The organism is Mesorhizobium sp. M2E.F.Ca.ET.219.01.1.1 (assembly GCF_004016445.2).
In the GTDB taxonomy this organism is placed as follows: domain Bacteria; phylum Pseudomonadota; class Alphaproteobacteria; order Rhizobiales; family Rhizobiaceae; genus Mesorhizobium.
Genome location: NZ_SADT02000001.1, coordinates 377,319 through 397,428, shown reverse-complemented (window position 1 = coordinate 397,428; position 20,110 = coordinate 377,319). Strand labels below are relative to the sequence as shown.

General features: G+C 64.9%; 23 protein-coding genes. 12 read left to right on the top strand and 11 right to left on the bottom strand.

Annotated elements, in window-relative coordinates; all coding sequences use genetic code 11:
- Positions 1 to 4: 4 nt before the first annotated feature.
- Genes EN862_RS01935 through EN862_RS37310 form a run of 3 tightly spaced genes read right to left on the bottom strand, consistent with a single transcriptional unit; the run spans position 5 to position 1,847 of the window.
- Positions 5 to 427, bottom strand: a complete 423-nt coding sequence (locus EN862_RS01935; protein ID WP_127864200.1) for a hypothetical protein — start codon at positions 425 to 427, stop codon at positions 5 to 7.
- Positions 427 to 1,680, bottom strand: a complete 1,254-nt coding sequence (locus EN862_RS01930) for a sarcosine oxidase subunit beta (RefSeq protein WP_127864199.1) — start codon at positions 1,678 to 1,680, stop codon at positions 427 to 429. Before EN862_RS01930 ends, EN862_RS01935 begins: the two co-directional genes overlap by 1 nt.
- 41 nt (positions 1,681 to 1,721) lie before the next feature.
- Positions 1,722 to 1,847, bottom strand: a complete 126-nt coding sequence (locus EN862_RS37310) for a hypothetical protein (protein WP_281035831.1) — start codon at positions 1,845 to 1,847, stop codon at positions 1,722 to 1,724.
- 30 nt (positions 1,848 to 1,877) lie between these two features.
- Here EN862_RS37310 and EN862_RS01925 point away from each other — a divergent pair, with 30 nt between their 5' ends.
- From EN862_RS01925 to EN862_RS01895, 7 genes are all read left to right on the top strand, one after another.
- Entirely contained in the window at positions 1,878 to 2,246 is a 369-nt protein-coding gene (locus EN862_RS01925; RefSeq protein WP_127864198.1) for a DUF2568 domain-containing protein, read from the top strand.
- Between the two features lie 166 nt (positions 2,247 to 2,412).
- Positions 2,413 to 2,805: an SET domain-containing protein-lysine N-methyltransferase gene (locus tag EN862_RS01920; protein WP_127864197.1), complete on the top strand. Its 393-nt coding sequence runs from the start codon at positions 2,413 to 2,415 to the stop codon at positions 2,803 to 2,805.
- A gap of 173 nt (positions 2,806 to 2,978) precedes the next feature.
- Entirely contained in the window at positions 2,979 to 3,245 is a 267-nt protein-coding gene (rpsU, locus tag EN862_RS01915; RefSeq protein ID WP_042639546.1) for a 30S ribosomal protein S21, read from the top strand.
- Positions 3,246 to 3,377: 132 nt separating this feature from the next.
- A complete protein-coding gene (locus EN862_RS01910) occupies positions 3,378 to 4,229 on the top strand; it encodes a tetratricopeptide repeat protein (RefSeq protein ID WP_127864196.1) in 852 nt (283 codons plus the stop codon).
- A 233-nt stretch (positions 4,230 to 4,462) separates the two neighbouring features.
- A complete protein-coding gene (locus tag EN862_RS01905) occupies positions 4,463 to 4,939 on the top strand; it encodes a DUF992 domain-containing protein (RefSeq protein WP_095817041.1) in 477 nt (158 codons plus the stop codon).
- Positions 4,940 to 5,086: 147 nt separating this feature from the next.
- Positions 5,087 to 5,569, top strand: coding sequence for a DUF992 domain-containing protein (locus EN862_RS01900; RefSeq protein ID WP_127864195.1), 483 nt, complete (start codon positions 5,087 to 5,089; stop codon positions 5,567 to 5,569).
- A 135-nt stretch (positions 5,570 to 5,704) separates the two neighbouring features.
- Positions 5,705 to 7,096 (top strand): MFS transporter, encoded by a 1,392-nt coding sequence (locus tag EN862_RS01895; protein ID WP_127864813.1) that lies wholly within the window; start codon positions 5,705 to 5,707, stop codon positions 7,094 to 7,096.
- A gap of 46 nt (positions 7,097 to 7,142) precedes the next feature.
- On the opposite strand, the gene EN862_RS01890 is transcribed toward EN862_RS01895, so the two are convergent.
- Complete coding sequence (locus EN862_RS01890) at positions 7,143 to 8,000, bottom strand: LysR family transcriptional regulator (RefSeq protein ID WP_127864194.1); 858 nt, start codon at positions 7,998 to 8,000, stop codon at positions 7,143 to 7,145.
- Positions 8,001 to 8,096: 96 nt separating this feature from the next.
- Here EN862_RS01890 and EN862_RS01885 point away from each other — a divergent pair, with 96 nt between their 5' ends.
- Both EN862_RS01885 and EN862_RS01880 read left to right on the top strand, forming a co-directional pair.
- Positions 8,097 to 9,476, top strand: coding sequence for an aspartate aminotransferase family protein (locus tag EN862_RS01885; protein ID WP_127864193.1), 1,380 nt, complete (start codon positions 8,097 to 8,099; stop codon positions 9,474 to 9,476).
- Between the two features lie 68 nt (positions 9,477 to 9,544).
- Positions 9,545 to 9,910 carry a VOC family protein gene (locus tag EN862_RS01880; protein ID WP_127864192.1) on the top strand — a complete coding sequence of 122 codons (366 nt, stop codon included), beginning with the start codon at positions 9,545 to 9,547 and terminating at the stop codon, positions 9,908 to 9,910.
- Positions 9,911 to 9,918: 8 nt separating this feature from the next.
- Here the strand turns inward: EN862_RS01880 and coaBC are convergent, their stop codons facing one another.
- From coaBC to ubiE, 3 genes are all read right to left on the bottom strand, one after another.
- Positions 9,919 to 11,391, bottom strand: coding sequence for a bifunctional phosphopantothenoylcysteine decarboxylase/phosphopantothenate--cysteine ligase CoaBC (gene coaBC / locus EN862_RS01875; protein WP_210235647.1), 1,473 nt, complete (start codon positions 11,389 to 11,391; stop codon positions 9,919 to 9,921).
- 73 nt (positions 11,392 to 11,464) lie between these two features.
- Complete coding sequence (ubiB, locus tag EN862_RS01870) at positions 11,465 to 13,039, bottom strand: 2-polyprenylphenol 6-hydroxylase (protein ID WP_127864191.1); 1,575 nt, start codon at positions 13,037 to 13,039, stop codon at positions 11,465 to 11,467.
- 57 nt (positions 13,040 to 13,096) lie between these two features.
- Positions 13,097 to 13,873 carry a bifunctional demethylmenaquinone methyltransferase/2-methoxy-6-polyprenyl-1,4-benzoquinol methylase UbiE gene (gene ubiE / locus EN862_RS01865; RefSeq protein WP_127864190.1) on the bottom strand — a complete coding sequence of 259 codons (777 nt, stop codon included), beginning with the start codon at positions 13,871 to 13,873 and terminating at the stop codon, positions 13,097 to 13,099.
- Between the two features lie 168 nt (positions 13,874 to 14,041).
- On the opposite strand from ubiE, the gene EN862_RS01860 reads away from it, so the two are divergent.
- The 3 genes from EN862_RS01860 to EN862_RS01850 all read left to right on the top strand — a co-directional run bounded on the left by EN862_RS01860 (position 14,042) and on the right by EN862_RS01850 (position 16,447).
- On the top strand, positions 14,042 to 15,016 hold the full coding sequence (locus EN862_RS01860; RefSeq protein WP_127864189.1) for an adenosine deaminase: 975 nt from the start codon (positions 14,042 to 14,044) through the stop codon (positions 15,014 to 15,016).
- Between the two features lie 128 nt (positions 15,017 to 15,144).
- Positions 15,145 to 15,774 (top strand): uracil phosphoribosyltransferase, encoded by a 630-nt coding sequence (gene upp / locus EN862_RS01855; RefSeq protein ID WP_027165262.1) that lies wholly within the window; start codon positions 15,145 to 15,147, stop codon positions 15,772 to 15,774.
- Between the two features lie 106 nt (positions 15,775 to 15,880).
- Complete coding sequence (locus EN862_RS01850; RefSeq protein WP_127864188.1) at positions 15,881 to 16,447, top strand: TIGR02281 family clan AA aspartic protease; 567 nt, start codon at positions 15,881 to 15,883, stop codon at positions 16,445 to 16,447.
- Between the two features lie 106 nt (positions 16,448 to 16,553).
- On the opposite strand, the gene deoA is transcribed toward EN862_RS01850, so the two are convergent.
- The 4 genes from deoA to EN862_RS01830 are packed head-to-tail and all read right to left on the bottom strand — an operon-like array spanning position 16,554 to position 20,109.
- A complete protein-coding gene (deoA, locus tag EN862_RS01845) occupies positions 16,554 to 17,870 on the bottom strand; it encodes a thymidine phosphorylase (protein ID WP_127864187.1) in 1,317 nt (438 codons plus the stop codon).
- On the bottom strand, positions 17,870 to 18,673 hold the full coding sequence (locus EN862_RS01840; RefSeq protein ID WP_127864186.1) for a purine-nucleoside phosphorylase: 804 nt from the start codon (positions 18,671 to 18,673) through the stop codon (positions 17,870 to 17,872). Before EN862_RS01840 ends, deoA begins: the two co-directional genes overlap by 1 nt.
- Positions 18,670 to 19,080: a cytidine deaminase gene (cdd, locus tag EN862_RS01835; protein WP_348632070.1), complete on the bottom strand. Its 411-nt coding sequence runs from the start codon at positions 19,078 to 19,080 to the stop codon at positions 18,670 to 18,672. The genes EN862_RS01840 and cdd overlap by 4 nt, the downstream gene beginning before the upstream one ends.
- Positions 19,081 to 19,137: 57 nt before the next feature.
- On the bottom strand, positions 19,138 to 20,109 hold the full coding sequence (locus EN862_RS01830; protein WP_127864184.1) for an ABC transporter permease: 972 nt from the start codon (positions 20,107 to 20,109) through the stop codon (positions 19,138 to 19,140).
- Position 20,110 lies beyond the last annotated feature (1 nt).

Here is a 20,110-nt window from a genome sequence, read left to right as displayed (position 1 = left end):
GATCCTACAATTCGCCATGGCCGACGCGGGCGCCGGCCGGTTGATCGCAAAGCCTCTGGCCGAGCGCCGCGAAAGGCGCCACGAGCCGCATGCGCTCCTCGACGCTGACCGAGGGTTTGAACAGCGCGCGGTTTGCCATATTTCCGAGCGTCAGCTGCATCGGGTCGGTGGTGACGATGACGCCGCGCGGCTGGAAGGGCTCGTTCTCATCCAGATCCTTCGGCCTGTTCTCGAAGAACATCACCACTTTTTGGCCTGCACTCCAGACGCAGGCCAACATCCCTTCGTCGACGGAGAACGGCCAGCCCATCTCGTTGTCCTCGCGGCTGATCGCCTGCAAACGGACTTCGCCAGGCGTCGGCAGGTGAAACAACCCCTGTTCGCCGGCGAGCACCAGCGGCATCGCGACAGCCATTTGCGCCATCATCAGTGCGCCACCGCCGCCGCCGCGGCCTCGTCGATGAGGCGGCCGGTGCGGAAGCGCTCGAGCGTGAAGGGCGCGTTGATCGGGTGCGGCTCGTCCTTCGCGATCGTATGCGCGAAGACATTGCCCGAGCCGGGCGTCGCCTTGAAGCCGCCCGTGCCCCAGCCGCAATTGACGTAAAGGCCCTTGACCGGCGTTTTCGCCAGGATCGGCGAGCGGTCCGGCGTGACGTCGACGATGCCGCCCCAGGAACGCAGCATCTTCATGCGCGTGAAGATCGGGAACATCTCGCAGATGGCGTCGAGCGTGTGCTGCAAGATGTGCAGGCCGCCGGTCTGCGAATAGGAGACATACTGGTCAGTGCCGGCGCCGATGACCAGCTCGCCCTTGTCGGACTGGGAGATATAGGCGTGCACGGTGTTGGACATCACCACGCAGGGCACCACCGGCTTGACCGGCTCCGACACCAGCGCCTGCAGCGGATAGCTTTCGAGCGGCATGCGCACGCCGGCCATGTTCATGATGACGGAGGAATGGCCGGCCGCGACCACGCCGACCTTCTTGGCGCCGATGAAGCCGCGCGTCGTCTCGACGCCGCTGACCGCGCCGTTGGCCGCGCGCTTGATGCCGGTGACCTCGCAATTCTGGATGATGTGTACGCCGCGCGCCGAGGCGCCGCGCGCATAGCCCCAGGCGACCGCGTCGTGCCGCGCCGTGCCGCCGCGCCGCTGCAGCGCAGCCCCCATCACCGGATAGCGCGCTTCCTTGGAGATGTTGAGCGGCGGACAGAATTCCTTCGCCTGTTCCGGCGTCAGCCATTCATTATCGATGCCGTTGAGCCGGTTCGCATGGATATGGCGCTTGAACACCTGCACGTCATGCACATTGTGCGCCAGCATCATGACGCCGCGCGCCGAATACATGACGTTGTAGTTGAGCTCCTGGGAGAGCCCATCCCACAGCTTCAGCGCATGGTCGTAGATGCCGGCGCTTTCGTCATAAAGGTAGTTGGAGCGGATGATGGTGGTGTTGCGGCCGGTGTTGCCGCCGCCGAGCCAGCCCTTTTCCAGCACCGCGATGTTGGTGATGCCGTGCTCGCTCGCCAGGTAATAGGCCGTCGCCAGGCCGTGCCCGCCGGCGCCGACGATGATGACGTCGTATTCCTTCTTCGGCTCGGGCGAGGTCCACTGCTCTTCCCAGCCCTTGTGGCCGCGCATCGCCTCGCGGGCGATGGCGAATACCGAATATTTCTTCACGTTGTAGCCTCGCGCCAAAAATCGCGGATGTCGTCCGCCCGTCACGCGAGGAGTATCACTAGCGAAACCGCGATGTCATCCTTGCGCTGTTTGCGACGGCGCTTGCCGCTTTGCGCCATGCCGAAAGGATGGCGTCCGGGCTGGTAGCGGCGGCCGCGATCGGCCATACCGACCGCTCCGGAACCTGGAGGATGGATATGGGTAATGCCTGGTGGAATCTGACCCTGCGCTTTCTGCTCGAACTTGCGGCGCTGCTTGGGCTCGGCATGGCAGGCTGGAGCCTTTCCGAAGGCTGGTGGCGCTGGCTCCTCGCCTTGGCCTTGCCGCTTGTTGCGGCAGCGCTGTGGGGAACCTTCGCGGTTCCCGACGACCCAAGCCGGTCAGGCCGCGCGCCGGTTCCTGTGCCGGGCGCGGCGCGGTTGGCGCTGGAACTCGCCATACTGTTCGGCGGCTCCGCCGGGTTCTATCTGGCAGGTCATGCGGCCGCGGGCCTGGCCATGGCTCTGCTGATCGCCCTCAGCTACGCCTTCTCCCTGGACAGGCTGGGTTGGCTGTTGAGGCAGTAGGGCGACAGCGGCCTTTGCCGCGGCCAAAGCCGGCCGCCTCGATCAACCGGACGTGATCCGTTTGGCGGACAGCAGGCTTGCTCATCGGCTGAAATCTCGCGATACGGCCTTGCATTCCGGTCCGTTTTGACGATTTTTCGTTTCCCGTCGAAACGGGGCTGGAACGATGCTGCTGATCAGAACCTATGTTGCCCAGAGCGCCATCGAGGGCGTCGGCGTCTTCGCCGCCGAGCCGATCCGCAAAGGCGCGTCGATCTGGCGACTCGATCCCGATTTCGACCGGCTGATCCCGATGGAAAAATACGAGGCCGCGCCGCCGCATCTGAGGGAGTTGCTCGACCGCTATGCCTATCCGAGCCCGGACAAGCCGGGCTTCATGGTCTATGAGGTCGATAATGGCCGCTTCATGAACCATGCCGAGCGGCCGAACACGGATTTCTCGCAATATGGCGGCGCCACCGCCATTCGCGACATCGCCGCCGGCGAGGAAATCACCTGCGATTATGGCGAGTTTTTCGAGGATTTCGCACGCCTCCATCTGGCGGCGGTGGAAGGCTGAATCGCGGCGGGGCGGACCGCTCCGGTTTTTGATTGCGCTTTCCCGCAATCAGCGGTGGACATCCCAGCCTGATTCTGCTATCAGCCGCCACAATTCGCGGTGCAACTCGCCGCGGAGGCATCCCGGCTATGGCCGATTGCCTAACGATTTCAAACCCGAAGACAGGATTGCCCGTGCAGGTACTCGTCCGCGACAACAACGTTGATCAGGCGCTTCGCGCGCTGAAGAAGAAAATGCAGCGCGAAGGTATTTTCCGCGAAATGAAGATGCGCGGTCACTACGAGAAGCCGTCCGAGAAGCGTGCCCGCGAGAAGGCCGAAGCCGTGCGCCGCGCCCGCAAGCTGGCCCGCAAGCGCGCCCAGCGCGAAGGCCTGCTGCCGATGACCCCGCGTCCGGCTCCGGCCGGTGCTGGTGGCGCGCCGCGTTCGCCGCGCTCATAACGCCTATTTTTCGTCCTTTTCGAAGGATACCGAAGGTGGCGCGATGCGGAATCGCCGCCACCTTTTTGTTTACAGATTCGAGCCGGTTCGGAGAGGGAACGGACTGACGGCGCTGCGGCAGTGAGGACAAAGATGAACGCTATTACCGTGGAGCGTGGAACCGCTTTTCGCGGCTTCGCCCTGACGGCGGCCCTGCTTTCGGGTCTGATGCTTGCAGCATGCCAGACGGCCCCGACGGGTGAGTTCAACTCGATCGACAAGGCGCAGGGCTCGAGCGAGAACATCTCCTCGCTCTCGGCGGTCATCCAGCGCAATCCGCAGGATCCCGAGGGCTATAATGTGCGCGGCTCGGCCTATGGCCGCGGCGGCCAGTACCAGGCGGCGCTGAAGGACTTCAACCAGGCCATCCAGCTCAATCCGAACTTCTACCAGGCCTATTCGAACCGCGCGCTGATCCAGCGTTTCCTCGGCAACCAGGAAGCGGCTCTGGCCGACTACAACCGCTCGATCCAGATCAACGCCAATTACGATGCCGCCTATATCGGCCGCGGTAATCTCTACCGTAAGGTGGGCCGCACCCAGGATGCCTTCAACGACTTCCAGAAGGCGATCCAGCTCGACACGACCGATGCGCGCGCCTACCACAATCGCGGCCTGATCTATCAGAGCCAGGGCCAGCACAAATTCGCCATCGAGGACTTCTCGACCGCCATCTCGCTGGCGCCGGACGCCGCCGAGCCCTACAACGGTCGTGGCCTCTCCTATCTGGCGACAGGCGACGAGGACAACGCCTTCTCCGACTTCAACATGGCCATCAAGCTCGACGGCAAGAATGCCGAGGCCTGGGCCAACCAGGCGCTGATCTACGAGCGCCGTGGCGACAAGGTCAGGGCCGCCAAGTCCTACCGCGAGGCGATCCACCTCGACCCGAACTACCAGCCGGCCAAGGACGGTCTGTCGCGCACGGGCGGCAACGCCAGCTGATCGGAAGCTGACGCCCACAGAGGTCTATTACACGACGCTTGGGCGTCGTCCCCGATCGCCTGGGTCGCCGCCGGTGACCGCGGTGTTGCGCCGCGGCGACGCCGATAGCGAACCGTTAACTGCTCAGGGCAGTGCGTTAATCTTTGCCATGTTCGCGCCAAGTTTTCGGCGGAACGCTCGGCGCACCTCGCTCGTTTAAGCCGGGGCAAAATTTTCGCGAAAGGACCTTTCCAATGATCAAATCCCTTGCCTGTGCCGCTGCCGCGCTTGCCGCCACGGTCCTCGCTTCCCCGGTCAGCGCCGGCACGCTCCGGCTCGGCACGCTCGACTGCACCATCGATGGCGGCGTCGGCTATGTCATCACGTCCAACAAGGGCGTCTCCTGCACCTTCCGTCCCTATCATCACGGTCCGGCCGAGCAGTACACCGGCATGATCTCCAAGCTCGGCGTCGACATCGGCCAGACGCATCAGGGTCAGCTCGTCTGGGCAGTGCTCGGCGCCACGCGCCATCATGAGGCGGGCGACCTCGCCGGCAGCTATTACGGCGTCAACGCCGAGGCCTCCGTCGTGACCGGCGGCGGCGCCAATCTCCTGGTCGGCGGCCTCGACGGCGCCTTCATGCTCGAGCCGCTCAGCGTCCAGGCGCAGACCGGCGTCAACCTGGCCGTCGCGGTGGCATCGCTGGATCTGGTCCACTCCTACAAATAGGCGCTCAGCCGCCAACGAAATCCGCCTATACGCGCGGCCCGGAACAGGACATTGTAGCCGTTCCGGGCCGCATGCTTTTGCGCAATTCCAGGAAAAGTGTGACACGGTTTTCCGTCCGGAATTGCGTCAAAAAGAAGAGGGGGACATATGTCGAGGATCATCGCCGCAGCCGCGATCGTGATTGTTGCACTGGCCGGACAGGCTCGGGCGGAAACCGGCGGCGTCGAGCTCGGCGTGCTGGATTGCGCCATCGGCGGCGGCACCGGCTTCGTCTTCGGCTCCAGCAAGGATCTGAGCTGCACCTTCACGCCGGCTGACAAGACCTTCGCGCCGGAAGCATATTTCGGCGCCGTCAACAAATACGGCCTCGACATCGGCACCACCAGCCAGAGCGTGATGCGCTGGCTGGTGCTGACGCCCATGAACAACATCTACGCTCCGGGCGCGTTGGCCGGCGACTATGTCGGCGCCAGCGCCGAAGTGACCGCCGCGGTCGGCGCCGGCGCCAATCTCCTGGTCGGCGGCACCGGCAACGCCTTCACCCTCCAGCCGCTCAGCATCCAGACCCAGACCGGCCTCAACATCGCCATCGGCGTCAGCCAGTTCCAGCTGCGCAGCACGGCGAACTGACTGGCCGCCATCACGGCATAAAAAATCCGCTTGAGCTCAAGTCCGCTTGAGGTTCTACAGACATGCCCGACATGAAATCGGGAGAGCGTCTTGAATAGGGAATCGGAAAACAAGGTCGACTGGCTGGCGCTGTGGATGAGCGGCGACCTGGCGCGCTTCTGCTTCATCAATCTCGGCATTCTGCTTTACGCCACCAACGAGACGATGGTGGCGACGGTGATGCCGGCGATGGTCGGCGAACTGGACGGTGTGCAACTGGTCGGCTGGTCGCTGGCGATCTACGAGCTTGGCGCCATCACCGCGGGCGCCGCGGCCGGACGGCTGGTCACCTATGTCAGCCTGCGCAGCAACATGACGGTGGCCGCCCTGCTTTACGCCGCCGGGGCGCTGGTAAGCGCCGTAGCGCCCTCGATGACCCAGTTCCTCGCCGGACGATTGATCGAGGGCCTCGGTGGCGGCGCGCTGGTGTCGCTGGCGTTCATCTCCGTCGAGCGGCTGTTTCCACGCAACATCTGGCCGCAGCTCTTCGGCGTGATGTCGGCGATCTGGGGCATCGCCGCCTTCAGCGGTCCGATGATCGGGGCGATCATGGTCGGGCTTCTGTCCTGGCGCTGGGCGGTCGGCATCTTCACCCTGGGCGGCATCGCCGTCGCGCTTGCCAGCCTCACCGTCCTCAACACCGCAGGCGCGTCACGGCCGCAGGCCTCGGGCGATGCGGCACCGCCCTTCCCCTATGGCGCGCTCGGCTGCCTTGCCGTCGCCGTCGTGCTGATCGCAACCGCTGGCGTCGATATCGCGCTGCTTCGCTCCACACTGCTCCTTTGCCTCGGCCTGATCGGCCTGGCGCTGTTCGTCCGGGTCGATGGGCTCAGACCCCGCTCGCGGCTCTTCCCGTCAAATCTGTTTTCGTGGCGCTCGCCGGTCGGCAACGGCATGACCATGGTCGCGGCGTTCTCGGTGGCGACCTGCTCCTTCGGCATCTACGGGCCGCTTCTTCTCACCACGCTGCATCAGATCCCGCTTCTCACCACCGGCTATATCATCGCCGCCGAATCGATCTCATGGTCGATCCTGTCGATCCTCGTCGCCAACGCGCCACTGCATCGCGAGCGGTCGATCATCGTCGTCGGGGCGCTGATGATCGCCTGCGGCATCGCCGGTTTCGCCTATACGATCCCTGCTGGCTCGATCTCGCTGATCCTGCTCTGCGCCCTTTTGCAGGGCGGCGGCTTCGGCGTCGCCTTGCCGTTCCTGACCCGCGTCATCGTCGCATCGGCGGGCGAGGGCGAACAGACCATCGCCTCCGCCGCAGTGCCCACGATGCAGCGCATCGGCTATGCGGTCGGCGCGGCCGTCGCCGGCATCATCGCCAACGCCAGCGGCTTCTCCGACGGGCTGAGCCGCGAGGCGGCCGCGACTGTCGCCGGCTGGCTGTTCCTGGCTTTCGTGCCGCTCGGGATCGTCGGGTGCCTGGCGGCGCTCAGGATGTCTTTGACGGCAACCCGGCCGGAAATGGCCGCGGGCTGACGGTCCAGGCCGCGAGCTGATCCAGAAGCCGCAAGGCAGCAGACCCTCAAAGCGACGGCAGAACGTTGCGGATGTGATCGGCAAAGGCCGTGGCCGCGGGCGATCGTTCCGCATCGGCGAAAACGATCACAATGCCGAGCCCGGGCAGCGGAGGAAGCGGAGCGCCGAGAACATGAAGATCGGGCGGCACCGCCCCCTCGGCCATCACGCTGATCGCCAGGCCTGAGCGCGCAACGGCGATCAGCCCGGCAAGGCTGTTGGAGGCATAGGCTATCTTGTAGCGCAGCCCGGCGCGGGTCATGGCCTCGCAGGCGCCCTTGTGATCGATGGCGTTCGACGCGGCCAGGGCGAGCGGAACGGTGTCGCCGAAATCGTAGAGTTCCAGGGTTGGCCGGCTGCCGACCCAGACCAGGGACTCCCTGCGCACCACATCCGGCGCATCGCTTGGATTGGGCGTGGAAACGAGCGCCAGATCGACCTGACGCGCATTGATGAGCGTGCGCAGTTCGACCGTCGGCGCCGAGACCACCTTGATCTCGACATCGGGATACACCGTGCCGAAACTCTTCAAGAGCGCCGGAAAGAACGCGCTCAGATAATCCTCGGGGCTGCCGAAGATGATCGAGCCGTGCAGCCCCTTGTCGGAAAAGGCCGAGATCGCCTCGTCGTGGATTTTGAGGATACGCTCGGCATAGGCCAGAAATCGTTCGCCGCTGCCGGTAAGCCGCACGCCGCTGCCGCTGCGATGAAAAAGGCTTTGGCCAAGCGCTTCCTCCAGCCGCTGGATCTGCATGGTCACGGCCGATTGCGTGCGCCCGACCTGCACCGCCACTGCGCTCAGCGTGCCGGAATGCGCCGCACGCACGAATGTCGACAAGAGCTTGAGATCGAGCGGAGCCTGCATATCAAATCCATTGATATCCGGATTTGACCACTATCAATTTTACTGCACACACGCCAACCGCTATTTGTTGCCAATCGATGCGGTGGAGCTGGAAGGATGTCGAAGAACCAGGATCATGGTTTTTGGAATGCGGCGCAAAAGCATCTCATCCGGTATGGTGGGAGTTTCGAGCCGGCGATCATCGAGCGCGCGGCGGGATCGTTCGTCTACGACGCCGATGACCGGCCGATCCTCGATTTCACCTCCGGCCAGATGAGCGCGCTGCTCGGCCATTCCCATCCCCGCATCGTCTCCACGGTGAGCCGCCAGGTCGGGCAGGTGGCGCACCTGTTCAGCGGCATGCTGTCCCGTCCGGTGGTCGAACTCGCCGAGCGGCTGGCGGCGCTGGCGCCGGGGCTCGACCGGGTGCTGCTCCTGTCGACCGGTGCAGAATCGAACGAAGCCGCGATCCGCATGGCCAAGCTGGTCACCGGCAAGCATGAGATCGTCGCCTTTTCGAAGAGCTGGCACGGCATGACCGGTGTCGCCGCATCGGCGACCTACAGCGCCGGCCGCAAGGGCTATGGACCGGCAGCGGTCGGCTCGCTCGCGATCCCGGCGCCGAACAGTTTTCGGCCGCGTTTCAGGAATGCCGACGGCTCACTGGATTGGCAGACCGAGCTCGACGATGCTTTCGATCTGGTCGACAGCCAGTCGACGGGCAACCTGGCGGCCTTCGTCGCCGAACCGATCCTGTCGAGCGGCGGCATATTGGAGCTGCCGCAGGGCTATCTGGCGGCGCTGCAAAAGAAGTGCCGCGAGCGCGGCATGCTTTTGATCCTCGACGAGGCGCAGACCGGCATCGGCCGCACCGGACATATGTTCGCCTTCCAGCGGGACGGCGTCACCCCGGATATCCTTACGCTTTCCAAGACGATCGGCGCCGGCCTGCCACTGTCGGCCGTCATGACGACGGCCGAGATCGAGGAGGAAGCGCATGTGAAAGGCTTCCTCTTCTACACCACCCACGTCTCCGACCCGTTGCCGGCGGCAGTCGGCCTCGCCGTGCTCGACGTGGTGGCAGAAGAAAAGCTGGTCGAGCGCGCCCGGCATCTCGGCGCGCGACTGTTCGACGGCCTCTCGCGGCTGAAGCAGCGCTACGACTGTGTCGGCGACGTGCGCGGCCGCGGCCTGCTGCTCGGTGTCGAGATCGTCAAGGACGGCAGGGTTCCCGACCACCAGCTTGGCGCCGCGATCGCGGCTGAGGCGTTCCGGGGCGGCCTCAGCATGAACATCGTGAAGCTTCCCGGCATGGGCGGCGTCTTCCGCATCGCCCCGCCGCTGACGATTTCCGAAGAGGACTTGGACCTCGGTCTGAAGATCATTGCCCAGTCGATCGAAGCCACCGTGAACACGAACCGTCAAGGTATCGCCGCCGATGAGGCTATTGGGGATGGCGTCGGCATCCAGGCGAGCTGGATCGATGTCGCTTTTTAATAACTAGATGCTGCCGCTCGCCCGCGGATTGGCTACTGTGTGGAAAACCCCCGCAGCAAGGATAGCCGATGTCCGCCGTACGGTACTTCGTCCATGATGTTCAGGAAGCGATTGCCTTCTACAAGGATGTCCTGGAGTTCGAGCTCATAGCGCAATATGGACCCGCGATGGCCATCGTCAGGCACGGCTCGTTGACATTGTGGCTCGCCGGTCCCCGCTCGTCGGCCGCGCAACCGACCGCCGAGGGCGAGACGCCTTCGGCCGGAGGCTGGAACCGGATAGTCCTGATCACCGAGGATTTGAAATCCCGTTTGCCGGCGATCGAGGCCGCCGGCTGCAAGATACGCGTGCCCCTGAGGACTGGCCCCGGCGGCTCGCAACTTGTCATCCAGGACCCTTCCGGCAACTGCATTGAACTCTTCGAGGAAGGTTGAGCCCCGTTCTAAACGACGACGGTTTGCAGCCGCTCGGCAATCAGCGCGGCGAGCCGCGCCGCAACCTCCTCCTTGCCCATCTCCGGCCATTCCTCGACGCCGGTCCTGGAGACGATGCGCACCTTGTTGCGGTCGCCGCCCATCACACCGGACGGCCCGATGCCGCTTTCATGCGAGACGTCGTTGGCGACGATGAAGTCGGCGCCCTTTTTCTTGAGCTTGGCTTCGGCATTGGCGATCAAATCCTGCGTCTCGGCGGCGAAGCCGACGACGAGGCCCGGCCGCTGGCTGTGATGGCCGATGCCGGCAAGGATATCCGGGTTCTCGACCATCTTGAGCGACGGCGGTCCCTCGCCCGCCACCTTCTTGATCTTCTCGCCGGCGGCACTGGCCGTGCGCCAGTCGGCGACCGCGGCGACGAATATGGCGGCATCCGCCGGCAGCAGGCTCTCGACCGCTTGCTTCATCTGGGCGGCCGTTTCGACATGCGTGGTCGCGACGCCGGTGGGATCGGGGATGTTCACCGGACCGGAAACCAGCCGCACATCGGCGCCGAGCTTCGCCAACGCGGCCGCGATGGCATGGCCCTGCTTGCCGGACGAGCGGTTGGCGATGTAGCGCACCGGGTCGATCGGCTCATGCGTCGGTCCGGAGGTGACGATGATCCTGCGGCCGGCAAGCGGCTTCGGCCTCTCGTCGAGTATCGCCTCGATCGCGGCGACGATCTCTAACGGTTCGGCCATGCGGCCCTCGCCCGCTTCGTTGCTTTCCGCCATCTCGCCCTTGCCTGGACCGACGAAGACAATGCCGTCCTTCAGCAGGGTTGTCCGGTTGCGCCGCGTCGCTGGATGCGCCCACATCTTCGGGTTCATCGCCGGCGCCATCACCACCTTCTTGTCGGTGGCGAGAAGCAACGTCGAGGCAAGGTCGTTGGCATGGCCGTTGGCAAGCTTCGCCATGAGGTCGGCGGTCGCCGGCGCCACCACCAGCAGGTCGGCCTCGCGCGACAGCCTGATATGGCCGACATCGTGCTCGTCCTTGCGGTCGAACAGCTCGGTGAAGACGTGGTCGGCCGAAAGCGCGCCGACCGACAAAGTGGTTACGAATTCCTGCGCGGCCGATGTCATGACCACCCGCACGGAAGCGCCGCGCTCGCGCAGCCGCCGGATCAGGTCGAGCGATTTGTAGGCGGCGATGCCGCCGCCGATGATCAGCAGGATGCGCTTGCCGGAGAGTGAGCCGCGCGGGACCGGCTTACCGGACGTGGCGACAGCCTGCACCGCCTGCTCGTGTGAGCCTGTCAGCGCGCGCAGCTTCTCCTCGATCTGGCCGATGCGGTCGGCCTGCCCCGCCCGGCCCTCGACCGCGGCGCGGATCATCGCCCGCGCCTGCTCTTCCATCGAGCAGCCGTTTTCGGCGGCGAGCTGCCGAAGCAGATCCTTGACCTCGTCATCGAGATTGCGGATCGTGATGCTGGCCATGTGATTGCACTCGCTTTCAGAAACGCGCTTGCAATGATAGCAATGCAATCAAACGACGGCAAGCCGACCGGCGTCAGAGCAACTTCCACGCGACATAGATCAGCGTCAGCGCGATCACCCACAGCGCCACGCGGCCGGAGCGGGTGTGACGTGCTTCGGCCTTGCCGATAGCACGCGCCGTCGCCTCGTCGAAGCGCAGGCCGTTCTCGGCCATCAGGTCGATCTCGCGCGACAGCCGGTCGGTGCGGGCCGCAAGGTCCGGCGCCTGGCGCGCCAGTGCCAGCAGCGCCTTGGCGCCGTCGCGCGCGTCGGTGAGCAGCCCGCGCGGGCCGAGATTGCCGGCGATCCAGTCGCCCACCACCGGCTCCGAGGTCTTCCACATGTTGAAGGCCGGATCGAGCGTGCGCGCGACACCTTCCACCACCACCATGGTCTTCTGCAGCAGGATCAGCTCCGGCCGCGTCGCCATGTCGAACAGCTCGGTGACCTCGAACAGCAAGGTCAGGAGCTTGGCCATCGAAATGGTGTCGGCCGACTGGCCGTGGATCGGCTCGCCGATGGCACGGATCGCCTGCGCGAAGGCCGAGACATTGTGCTGGCGCGGCACGTAACCCGCCTCGAAATGCACTTCGGCGACGCGCTGATAGTCACGCACGATGAAGCCGTAGAGGATTTCCGCCAGGAAGCGCCGCTCCTTCTTGCCGAGCCGCCCCGCAATGCCGAGATCGACGGCGACAATGGTGCCGTTTGCCTCGACGAACAGGTTTCCCGGATGCATGTCGGCATGGAAGAAGCCGTCACGCAGCGTGTGCCTGAGGAACGACTGGATGAGGTTGGCAGCGATCGCCTTGAGGTCGTGCCCGGCGGCGGCGAGGCCGGCGATGTCGTTCATCTTGACGCCGTCGATCCACTCCATGGTGAGCACGTCGCGACCGGTCCGTTCCCAGTCGACCGCGGGCACGCGGAATCCCGGATCGTCCTTGGTGTTCTCGCCGAGTTCCGAAAGCGCGGCCGCCTCGAGCCTCAGATCCATCTCGATTCTGGTGGTCTGCGCCAGCGTCTGCGTCACCTCGATCGGGCGCAGCCGACGCGACGATGGAATGTATTTCTCCTGCAGGTGGGCGGCGAGAAAGTAGCTTTCGAGGTCCTGGAAGAAGCGGTGCCGCACGCCTGGCCGGATGACCTTCACCGCCACGCGCGAAGCAGTACCCTCGCGCACGACCTCGGCGCTGTGCACCTGCGCGATCGAGGCCGCCGCCACCGGCTCGCCGAAGCTCGAATAGAGGTCGTCGATCCTGCGTCCGAGCGAGGCCTCGATCGCGTGGACCGCCTCCGCCTTCGGAAAGGTGTGCATCTTGTCCTGCAACAGCGCGAGGTCGAGCGCCATGTCGTTGCCGACGACATCGGGCCGCGTCGCCAGGAACTGGCCAAGCTTGACATAGGAAGGCCCCAGCCGCACCACCGCGCGCGCCAGCCTGTCGCCGCGCTGATAGCTCAGCGCCCGCCGGCGGGTGAAGAGCCGCGCCACGCTCCAGCCGAATTTCGGCATGCCGGAGAGTTCTTCGCCCGGCAACGCCGCGACGACGCCCTCGCGGACCAGCACCCAGCCGGCCCTGGCGAGCCTGAAGGCGGCGCCCACGCTGCTCATTGGCCAACCCGATTCAAGAGGGCCTGTTTCAAGGGGGCCTGCTTCAAAGGTCCGGCCTCAAAGCTTCCAGCCGGAATGAAGGGCGGCGATGCCGCCTGAATAGTTGCGGAAGGTGACGCGATCGAAGCCGGCGCGCGCGATCATCGCCGCGAAATTCTGCTGGTTGGGGAACTTGCGGATGGATTCGACGAGGTAGGAATAGGGCTCGCCGTCGCCGGTCACCACCTTGCCGATCCTGGGGATCGCGTTGAACGACCAGGCCTCATAGGCCTTGTCGAGCAGCGGCATCTCGACCTCCGAGAATTCAAGGCACAGAAACCGCCCGCCGCGCTTCAGCACGCGATAGGCTTCGGCAAGCGCCACCTCGATGCGCGGCACGTTACGGATGCCGAATGCGATCGTATAGGCATCGAAGCTGTCGTCCCCGAAAGGAAGCTCTTCGGCGTTGGCCTCGACGAAGTCGGTGTTTGCCGCAAGGCCCAGCTTCTCGGCGCGGTCGCGGCCGACGGAAAGCATGGAACCGTTGATATCGAGCACCGTGGCGTGGGCCTGGCGCTGGCTGGCCTCGACGATGCGGAAGGCGATATCCCCGGTACCGCCGGCGACATCGAGCACCTTCCAGCCCGGCCGCTTCGGCGGGTTCAGCCAGGCAACCATCGCGTCCTTCCACAAGCGATGCAACCCGGCCGACATCAGATCGTTCATCAGGTCGTATCGATTGGCCACCTTGTGGAAGACGTCGTTGACCAGGGGCTGCTTCTCGCCTGCCCCGACCTTCCTGAAACCATAGGAGGTTTCCATGCCGCCCGCGGCCGTGGTTCTCTCAACTGACATTATTTTGATCCGTCATAAAACCGGCGGGACCATAGCCGATCGATGGTGCCGACGCTATTGTCCAAGGCGCGGTTTTCGGCCGCGCTTGCAAAACCCGGTCGAGAAAGGTCCCGCATGATTTTCCGACCAGATTCCGTGCGAGAACAGCATGCCGGGCGGAATGACCGCATGATTTTGAAGGCCGAGTTGCACTGCCACATCGAAGGGGCGGCGGCACCGGAGCTTGTCGTCAGCCAGGCCCGCAAATATGGCAAGGACCCTTCGCCCTATATCCAGAACGGCTCCTTCGTCTGGCACGATTTCACCTCGTTTCTCGCTGCTTATGATTTCGCTTCCGACCTGTTTCGTACGGAAGACGATTATGCGCGCCTCGCGGACTATTATCTGACCAGCCTCGCCCGCGACGGCGCCATCTATTCAGAGGTCTTCACCTCGCCGGACCATGCGAAGAAGGCTGGCCTCTCGCCAAAAGCCTATACGGATGCGCTGGGCGAAGGCATAGCCCGCGCCAAGGCCAAGACAGGGATCGAAGGCCGCATGATCGTCACCGGCGTGCGCCATGTCGGGGTCGAGGCGATCGAACAGGCCGCACGCTTCGCGGCGCGCTGCGGCCATCCGCTGGTGACCGGTTTTGGCGTCGCCGGCGACGAGCGCATTGGCGACTTCGAGGATTATGTGCGCGCCTTCGAGATCGCGCGCGAGGCGGGCCTCGGCATCACCATCCATGCCGGCGAGCTGATGGGTTGGGAGAGCGTCAAGGCGGCCCTCGACCACATCCGTCCCTCACGCATCGGCCATGGCGTGCGCGCCATCGAGAACCCGGACCTCGTCCGCCGCATCGCCGCCGAAGGCGTGGTGCTGGAATGCTGCCCGGGCTCCAACATCGCGCTGAAAGTGTTCGACAGCTTCGCCGACCATCCTTTTCCGGCGCTGCGCGCGGCGGGCTGCAAGGTGACGCTCAACTCCGACGATCCGCCCTATTTCTGGACCTCGCTGAAGCGCGAATACGATATCGCAGCCGAGCATTTCCGCATGGATGACAAGGCGCTTACCGCCGTCACGAGGACGGCCATCGAGGCGGCCTTCGTCGACAGGAAGACCAAGGCCGCCCTACTCGCGCGCGTCAATGGCGGCGGCCGCTGACTCTCTGCTGGATTCGTTCTTCTTCTGGATTTAAGGCAAAAGCTGTGGTGGATAGCCGCCGGGCGGTTCCTTGGCCGGCGCATTGTCGGTAGGGTCGCTTCCAGTAGCCGGAATTTCAGGAGATCACGATGCAGGGCGTCACCGTCGTCGACCACCCCCTTGTCCAGCACAAGCTGACCATCATGCGCAAGAAGGAGACCTCGACGGCCGGCTTCCGGCGGCTGCTGCGCGAGATCTCGCTGCTGCTCGGCTATGAGGTGACCCGCAACCTCGAACTGACGACCACTATGATCGAGACGCCGATCGAGGAGATGGAGGCGCCGACGCTGGAAGGCAAGAAGCTGGTCTTCGCCTCGGTGCTGCGCGCCGGCAACGGCCTGCTCGAAGGCCTGCTCGATCTGGTGCCGGCCGCGCGCGTCGCCCATATCGGCCTCTACCGCGACCATGAGACCCTGGAAGCGGTCGAATATTTCTTCAAGGCGCCGAGCGATCTTGCCGACCGCCTGGTGATCGTCGTCGATCCGATGCTGGCGACCGCAAATTCGGCGATCGCCGCGATCGACAAGCTGAAGGGACGCGGCGCCACCAACATCCGGTTCCTGTGCCTGCTCGCCGCCCCGGAAGGCATCGAGCGCTTCACCAAGGCGCATCCGGATGTGCCGATCTTCACCGCCTCGATCGACCGCCAGCTGAACGACAAGGGCTACATCATGCCTGGCCTTGGCGACGCCGGCGACCGCATGTACGGGACAAAATGAGCGCATCCGTTTACCGCGCGTTTACACAAACGCGCGGTTCCGGCGCAGGTTAAAGCGGAAAACACCATGTCGGCGTTAGGATGTGGCCTTGATCTAAGGGCCATCCATGCTGCGCAGGCTTCTCATCCTCGGCATCTTTGCCGGAACCTCGGCCTCGATTCCGATCGTCTTTCAGGCCAATCCGCATCTGGTGGACGGCCTGCTGAAATCGACCGATGCCGCGCAGCCGGCGGCGCCGAAGGACGAGCCCCAGGTCAATCTCGTCTCGGTCCCGGCCAAGCCGGCCACGCCGATGCCGCTTGGCCGCCAGGTGCTGGTCAATGCCGATGGCCGCGGCCATTTCACATCGCAGTTCAAGCTCAACGGCCGGCAGATCGACGGCTTGATCGACACCGGCGCGACGCTGGTCGCCATCAACAGCTCGACCGCGCGCAGGATCGGCATCTCGCTCAACCCGTCAGATTTCAATCAACAGGTGAACACCGCCAATGGGGCGATCAAGGCCGCCGTCGTGACGGTCGACCGCTTGCAGATCGGCAGGATCTCGGTCGACAACGTCCAGGCGGTGGTGCTCGATGACCGGGCGCTGCAGACCAATCTGATCGGCATGAGCTTCCTGCAGCGGCTGCAGAAATACCAGGTCCAGGACGGCGCGTTGCTGCTCGTCCAGTAAGCGTCATAAGCAATTCCAGGAAAAGTGTGCAGCGGTTTTCCGTCCGGAATTACGTCAAACAAAACAGATAGAGCAGGTCATCGTTTCCGGGAAACGGTGACCTGCTCTATCGGGGCAATATTCGCCTGAGCACCGTCTTTTCGGCGGGTGGCTTGGAAATCCCGATTGTGTAAGCGGCACGCACGGCCGCGGCTGCCGCCTCGGCCTCCGCGTCGGTACGGGCATGGACCAGCGCCAGCGCCTCCCCCGGGCGCAGCTCGGCGCCGACCGGCAACAGTCGGGTCAAACCGACCGCATGATCGATCTTGTCGTCCGGACGAGAACGCCCGCCGCCAAGCGTCACGACGGCAAGCCCGATATCGCGCGTGGCGATTCCGGTCACAAAGCCGGCCTGTTCGGCTTTCACGGCCAGTTCGACCGGCGCCGCCGGCAAATATTTTTCCGGTTTCTCGATGAAATCGGCCGGTCCGCCAAGCACCGCCACCATTCGCGCGAAGACGGCTGCTGCACGCCCCCCGACAAGCGCTTCGGTCGCGCGCCTGAGACCATCTTGCTGCGACGAAACCAGCCCCGCCGACTGCAGCATTTCGGCCGCCAGCGCCAGCGTTACCTCCTCCAGCCGCTTGTCGCGAAAACGGCCGGTGAGGAAATCGACCGCATTCTTCACCTCGACCGCGTTGCCGGCAGCCGAAGCCAGCGGTTCGTTCATGCCCGTCACAAGCGCGGAAGCGTTCAGGCCGGCGCCATTGGCGACCTCGACCAGGCTGTTCGCCAGGGCCACCGCATCGCGCGACTTTTCCATGAAGGCGCCATTGCCGACCTTGACGTCGAGCACCAGCGAGCCCAAGCCCGCGGCAAGCTTCTTCGACAGGATCGAAGCGGTGATCAGCGGGACCGATTCGACCGTGCCCGTCACGTCGCGGATCGCGTAGAGCCTGCGGTCGGCAGGCGCCAGGTCGGCGGTCTGGCCAATGATGGCGCATCCCGTTTCAAGCACCGTCTTGCGCAAAAGCGCCACATCCGGCTGGCTGGCATAGCCCGGGATGGCATCCATCTTGTCCAGCGTGCCGCCGGTGTGGCCGAGGCCGCGCCCGGAGATCATCGGCACATAGGCGCCGCAGGCGGCGACGGTCGGCGCCAGCATCAGCGAGACATTGTCGCCGACGCCGCCGGTAGAATGCTTGTCGGTGACCGGGCCGGGCAGGTCGGACCAGTCGAGCACATCGCCGGAATCGCGCATGGCGATCGTCAGCGCCACCGCTTCCTCGCGGCTCATGCCGTTGAGGAACACGGCCATGGCGAAAGCGCCGATCTGGCCCTCGGAGATAGTGCCGGCCGTCAGCCCGGCGATGAAGGCCGCGATCTCCTCGGCCGCGAGCCTGTGGCCGTCGCGCTTGCGGCGAATGATCTCCTGCGGCAGCATCAGTCGGGCAAACCGTCCTGGAAGACGCGCCGCAGGATCGTCGCCAGCCGCGCGCCGCCGACCGGCGCCATGTCCTTGGTTTCCTGGTGCGAGAGCTCCGCTCCGGTCATGCCGGCCGCCAGGTTGGTGATCACCGAGCAGGCGGCGACCTTAAGGCCGAGAAAGCGGGCGAGGATGACCTCCGGCACGGTCGACATGCCGACCGCGTTGGCCCCCATGACGCGCGCCATGCGGATCTCGGCAGGTGTTTCGAAGCAGGGACCGGAGAACCACATATAGACGCCTTTGTGCAGCGCCGTGCCGGTCGCCTTCGCCGCCTTCTCGATTGCGCCGCGCAGGCCGGCGTCATAAGCCTCGGTGAGGCCGACGAAGCGGCGATCGCTCGGCTCGCCGATCAGCGGGTTGGAGCCGGAAAAATTGATGTGGTCGGTGATCAGCATCACCGACCCAGGTCCCATTTCAGGATCGACCGAGCCGGCGGCATTGGTGAGGATCAAATGCGAGATGCCGATGCCGGCAAGCACTTCCAGCGCCGGGCGCATCGCGGCTGCGTTGCCATGCTCGTAATAATGCGCGCGGCCGGACAACATCAGCACCGGCGTGCCGGCGAAATGCCCGGCAACCACCTCGCCGGCATGGCCTGAGACACCGCTGCGCGGGAAGCCGGGCAGCTCCGCATAGGAGATACGCCTGGCATCCTTGACCTGGTCGACCAGCCCTCCCAGACCCGAGCCCAGCACGAGCGCCGCCGTGGGCGCCAACCCGTCCAACTTCTCGACCAGATGATCCAGCGCTTCCATCATTTCAACATATCGCCCCTGAAGCCGTAGGGCAGCATGTCGCCCATGGTGACCGTCTCGGCCACGCCGGTGTCGTCGCAGAGATAGAGCTTCGTATCAGGCCGGCAGAATTCCGCCAGCCGCTGCCGGCAGCCGCCGCAGGGCGGGCATTTGGCCATGCGCTCGGCGATCACCGCGATCTCGACGATCCTGCCGCCGCCGCCCATGATGTAGTGGCCGAGCGCCGTCGTCTCGGCGCACCAGCCTTCCGGATAGGACGCCACCTCGATATTGGCGCCGGTGAAGACACGCCCGTCCTCAGTGCGAAGCGCGGCACCCACCGGGAATTTCGAATAGGGCGCATAGGCCTTGGCCATCGCCGTCTTCGCCGCCTCGAACAGATCATGCGACATACGGTTCTTCTCTCCCACGATCTTGTTCAAATGCCGGTCGCGGCGGACGAAAATCCAGCCTCGGCGTTCCCGACCTCAACGTTCCTTGACATAGGGCACGCCGCCGGCGCGCGGCGGGATGGCCTTGCCGATGAAGCCGGCGAGCAGGATGACGGTCAGCACATAGGGCAGCGCCTGCATGAACTGCGCCGGCACCTTGCCGACAAGCGGCAGCGGCGAACCCTGCAGGCGGATCGAGGCCGCGTCGAGGAAGCCGAACAAAAGGCAGGCGAACATGGCGTTGACCGGCTTCCACTTGGCGAAGATCAGTGCTGCCAGCGCGATGTAGCCTTTGCCCGCCGTCATGTCCTTCACGAAGCCGCCATTTTGGACCATCGACAGATAGGCGCCGGCAACGCCGGTCAGGATACCGGTGCAGATCAGCGCGCGATAGCGCAGCCACGCGACCGAGATGCCGGCGGTGTCGACGGCGGCCGGGTTCTCGCCCACGGCGCGCATCCTCAGCCCAAAGCGGGTGCGAAACAGCACCCACCAGGTGAACGGCACCATGGCGAAGGCGAAATAGACCAGGATCGAGTGGCCGGAAATCAGCTCGGCATAGATCGGGCCGATGATCGGCACATCCCTGATCGCCTCGGCGCCGGGCCAGGTGATCGCCTCGAAACGTTCGCCCGGCTGCAGCGCCGGCGTGCGCCCGCCCTGCTGGAACCAGGCCTGGCCAAGGATGATGGTCGATCCGGCGGCAATGAAGTTGATGGCGACGCCGGAAACGATCTGGTTGCCGCGATGCGTGATCGAGGCGAAGCCGTGCACCAGGGCGAAAGCGACCGAGATCAGTATCGCCGTGCCGAGGCCGATCAGCGCCGAATGGAAGACGGCGGCGGCGGAAGCACCGGCAAAGGCGCCGACCAGCATCTTGCCTTCCAGCCCGATGTCGAAGATGCCGGCCCGTTCCGAATAAAGGCCCGCCAGGCAGGCGAGCAGCAGCGGCACCGATAGGCGGATGGTCGAGTCCAGCACCTGGACGATTGCGTTGAACATGTCCATC